The following is a 4,151-nucleotide window of genomic DNA, read 5'->3' as shown; positions in this document are numbered from 1 at the left end:
AACGTCGCCGGCTCGACCAGCGAGAAGAACCCGCGCCAGGACATCGCCAACAGCCGGCTGCCCGGCGCCGGGCAGCAGGGCGGGGGCGGCGCCGTCGAGGGCAACGACTCCGACGCCACCGCCGGCAGCAAGGAGCCGAGCGACAAGGAAGAGAAGACCGAGCCGCCCGGTCACGACGAGAACACCGCCGCCCCGACCGGCGGCTCCGAAGGCACGACGGCCACGGAGCCGTGCGCGCCGACGCAGGTCAGCGAGCCCGTCGCGGCCAGCGGCACGCCCGACGAGTCGGGCCGGGTCACCGGTTCCTTCACCGTCACCAACGTCTCCGCCACCGCATGCGTGGTCGAGTCGTCCGGCGGCGTGCGGGTGGGCGGCACGTTCGGCGCGGCGAGCGCGAGCGCGGTCGACACCCGTACGCACACCGTCGGCGACGCCGCCACGGACCTGCTGCCGGCGCCCGAGACCACCGGCACGCTGGTGCTGGCGGCCGGCGAGTCGTACGTGGTGGAGTTCGCCTGGGTGCCGGAGGCCAGCAGCGACGGCGGCTGCAACACCACCGCCACCACCCCGGCCCCGGACCCCAGCGACGACACGCAGTCGTCGCCGGACGAGACGCAGTCCGAGACCGACCAGGGGACCGAGACCGGCGGCGACACCGGCGGCACCGGTGAGCCGGGCGAAGGTGACGGCACCACCGACGGCTCCGTCACCCTGACCCACTCGCCCGAGGCCGACTCCTCCGCGGTGGCCAGCGTCACGGTCCAGAACGCCTGCGCGGGCACCGTCTACTACACCGAACCGCTCCCGAGCGCCTGACCCGTACCGCAGCGCGGCACGGGCGGCGCGCGGGCGCGCCGGCTCCGATCCGCCGCGGGCCCGGCCCCGGCCCCGACCGGCCCCCCGGCGGAGGGCCGCCGGGGGAGGCCGTACCGTGGGGGCGTGTACCGGTTCCTGCTGACGCCCCGGTGGTGGGTCGTCAACATCCTCGCCGCACTCGCCATCCCGGTCTGCCTCGTCATGGGCAGCTGGCAGCTGGGCCGCTTCGAGACGCGCGTGGAGACCCACCAGGAGCAGCAGGAGCAGAAGGACCTCGGCGACGGCGCCGCCGGCCGGCCGATGGGCGAGCTGCTGCCCGTGACCCAGGAGACGACCGGCGACGCGGCGACGGTCACCGGGCGCTACGGCCCCCAACTCCTCGTCCCCGACCGCACTCTCGACGGCGAGACCGGCTTCTACGTGCTGACCCTTCTGCGCACCGACGCCCCCGTGGGCGGCGACGGCGACGGCAGCGCAGCCGGAACCCCCACCTCCGTCCCCGTCCTGCGCGGCTGGCTGCCCGGCGACGCCGACCCGGCGAAGGCCCCCGAGCCGCCCGCCGGCGAGGTCACCGTCACCGGTGCCCTCCAGGCGTCCGAGCACCAGGGCTCCCCCGGCGTGCACACCGAGGGCGGGCTGCCCCGCGGCCAGGTCGGCATGATCAGCGCCGCGGCGCTGATCAACGTCGTGGACGAACAGGTCTCCACGGCCTGGATCACCCTCTTCGAGGCCGACGGCGGGATGCAGCCCGTGCCCGCCGAGGTCCCGCAGGGCAGCGGGCTCGACCTCAAGGCGTTCCAGAACCTCGGCTACACGGCCCAGTGGTTCGTCTTCGCCGGCTTCGTGATCTTCATGTGGTACCGCCTCTTCCGCCGCGAGGCGGAGGTCGCGCGCGACCTGGCCCTCGGCCTCACCTCCCCCGATCCCGGGGGGAGCGGTCCAGAGGCTCCGGATCCGGCCGCTGCCGCCGCGGAGCCAGGTCCGGAAGCAGATGACGGCGAACGAAGTCGAGCTCCAGCCCCAACTGCTTGATCCGCTCGTCCACGACCAGCGAGCCGTGCCCCGCGTCGTAGCGGTACACCTCGTGCGGGTGATCGCGCTCCGCGAGCCGCCCGACGTAGTTCTCCACCTGCCGGATCGGGCACCGCGGATCATTGACCCCCGCGGAGACGAACACCGGGGCCCGCACCTGGTCCACGTACGTCAGCGGTGACGACGCGGCGTAGCGCTCGGGGACGTCCTGCGGCGAGCCGCCCATCAGCGTGCGGTCCATCGCCTTGAGGGCCTCCATCTCGTCCTCGTACGCCGACACGTAGTCCGCGACGGGCACCGCCGACAGGCCCAGCGCCCAGGCGTCCGGCTGCGTGCCCAGCGCGAGGAGCGTCAGATACCCGCCCCACGAACCGCCGCCGACGACCAGCCGCTCGGGGTCCGCGAGACCGGAGGCGACGGCCCACTCCCGCACCGCGGCGATGTCCTCCAGCTCGATGAGTCCCACCCGGTGCTTGAGCGCGTCGGTCCACTCCCGGCCGTAGCCGGTGGAGCCGCGGTAGTTGACGCGGACCACGGCGAAGCCGTGGTCGACCCAGGCGGCAGGGCCGGCCGCGAAGGCGTCGCTGTCCTGCCACGTCGGGCCGCCGTGCACGTCGAACAGGCAGGGGAACGGACCCTCTCCCTCCGGCCGCTGCACCAGCGCGTGGATCCGTCCCCCCGGCCCGTCGACCCAGGCGTCCTCCACCGGCACCGAGCGCGGCGCCGCCGGGCCCGGCGGCTGGAGCACCACGGCGCCCTCGGCGGACCGCACCTGCGGCGGCTCCGCGCCCGACGACCAGTGGAACTCCACCGTGCCGTCCGGCCGCGCCGTCGCCCCCGAGATCGTCCCCGGCGGGGTCTCCACCCGGGTCAGGGCGCCGGAGCCGGCACCCTCCAGCCCGTACCTCCACAGCTCGCTGCGCGCCTGGTACGTATGCAGCACGAGCAGGGCGCTGCCGTCCGGATACCACTCCGCCGACACGTCCCCCGGCAGGTCGAACTCCAGGTCCCGGGTCTGCCCCGTGACCGGGTCCCAGATCATCGGCTCCCACCGGCCGCGCCGCTGGTGCCCGACGAGGAGCCGAGAGTCGCCCGCCACCGGTGCGAAGCCCAGCACCTCCAGGCCCAGTTCCTCCCGGCCGCCCTTGGTGTCGTCCAGATCGGCGACCACCGGGTCCACGCCGGGGAAGCCGCCGAGCCGCAGGACGCGCAGGGCGGCGTGCATCGCGTCGCCGTGCTCGGTGTGCTCGATGGCGAGCAGCCTGCCGTCGTGCGAGAGGTCGCCGACGCCGGCGGACTCCCGGTGCCGGTAGATCTCGCTGGGCTCGCCGCCGGGCCGCACGAGATGGATCGTCGTGCCCGTCTCCTCCGTGGACCTGCCGACCACCGCCGTGCCGTCCCGTCCGAGCGCGAGCCCTGCCGAGTACGCGGCCGGCAGCCCCGGCGCCGCCGCCCGGTCCTGCCCCGGGGCGGCGCCCGCGAACGGCTGCCGCCGCCACACCCCGAACTCGTCCCCGTCGGTGTCGCAGAACCACCACACCCACTCGCCGTCCGGCGTCAGCGCGCCGTCCGTCGTGCCGTTCGGCCGGTCGGTGACCTGGCGGATGCCGCCCGTGCGGCGGTCCCAGGCGTACAGCTCGAACGTGCCGGTCACGTTCGACACGTACAGCGCGCGGTCCGGCGCGTCCTCCGCCCATCCGGGCAGGCTGATCCGCGGCGCCCGGAACCGCCGCTCCCACGCCGGCGCCGCGCCCTCCCCGGTGCCGCCGCTCCCGCCGGTCCCGTCACCGTCTCCGTAGCCCCCGGGGCCGACGCTTGCGTCGTCGCCGGCACGTCCCGCTTTGCCCCCGTCGATCTCGCTCATGCCGACATTCTGCGGCCTCGCCCGAGCCGAGTGGACCGCGCACCGCCAATCTGTGGATTACTCCCCAGTTGTGGATAAACTCCCGCCGCCGCGGCCCCGCGGCCCCGTCCGCGGCCCCCGGCCCGCCGCGGGTCCTACGGCCGCCCGCCCGACACCGCGTACTCGAACAGCGCCTTGTTGCTGTTCCGTTTACGGATGACCTCCACCTCGATCCCCGCGAACCCCGCCTCGCGGAGCAGCGCCGCGTACCACTCCTGCGCCGGCACCTGGTTCCCGTAGAAGGTCGAGTTGCCGATCACGTAGACCACCCGCCCGCCCTCGCGCACGTTCCGGTACGCCGCCCGGAAGTGCCCCCACATGTCGTGCACGTACTTGCCCACGTAGTTCGCCAGCAGCGGGCCGTTCCGCCCGCCGTCCCGGCGGATCGCCGCCTGCGTCC

At 74.8% G+C, this 4,151-nt stretch carries 1 protein-coding gene and 3 pseudogenes; 2 read left to right on the top strand and 2 right to left on the bottom strand.

Annotated elements, in window-relative coordinates; all coding sequences use genetic code 11:
- Positions 1-816, top strand: a pseudogene (locus H5J30_RS20130) (hypothetical protein); the annotation flags it as partial.
- 123 nt (positions 817-939) lie between these two features.
- Positions 940-1,641, top strand: a pseudogene (locus tag H5J30_RS20125) (SURF1 family protein); the annotation flags it as partial.
- An 85-nt stretch (positions 1,642-1,726) separates the two neighbouring features.
- Here H5J30_RS20125 and H5J30_RS20120 read toward each other — a convergent pair.
- Positions 1,727-3,712, bottom strand: coding sequence for a S9 family peptidase (locus tag H5J30_RS20120; protein WP_181788800.1), 1,986 nt, complete (start codon positions 3,710-3,712; stop codon positions 1,727-1,729).
- Between the two features lie 134 nt (positions 3,713-3,846).
- Positions 3,847-4,151: pseudogene (locus H5J30_RS20115) on the bottom strand (DNA methyltransferase); the annotation flags it as partial.

This window comes from Streptomyces phytophilus (assembly GCF_013870535.1).
Taxonomy (GTDB): domain Bacteria; phylum Actinomycetota; class Actinomycetes; order Streptomycetales; family Streptomycetaceae; genus Streptomyces; species Streptomyces phytophilus.
The sequence above is the reverse complement of the archived record's forward strand: the minus strand, read 5'-3'. Positions and strand labels throughout refer to the sequence as shown.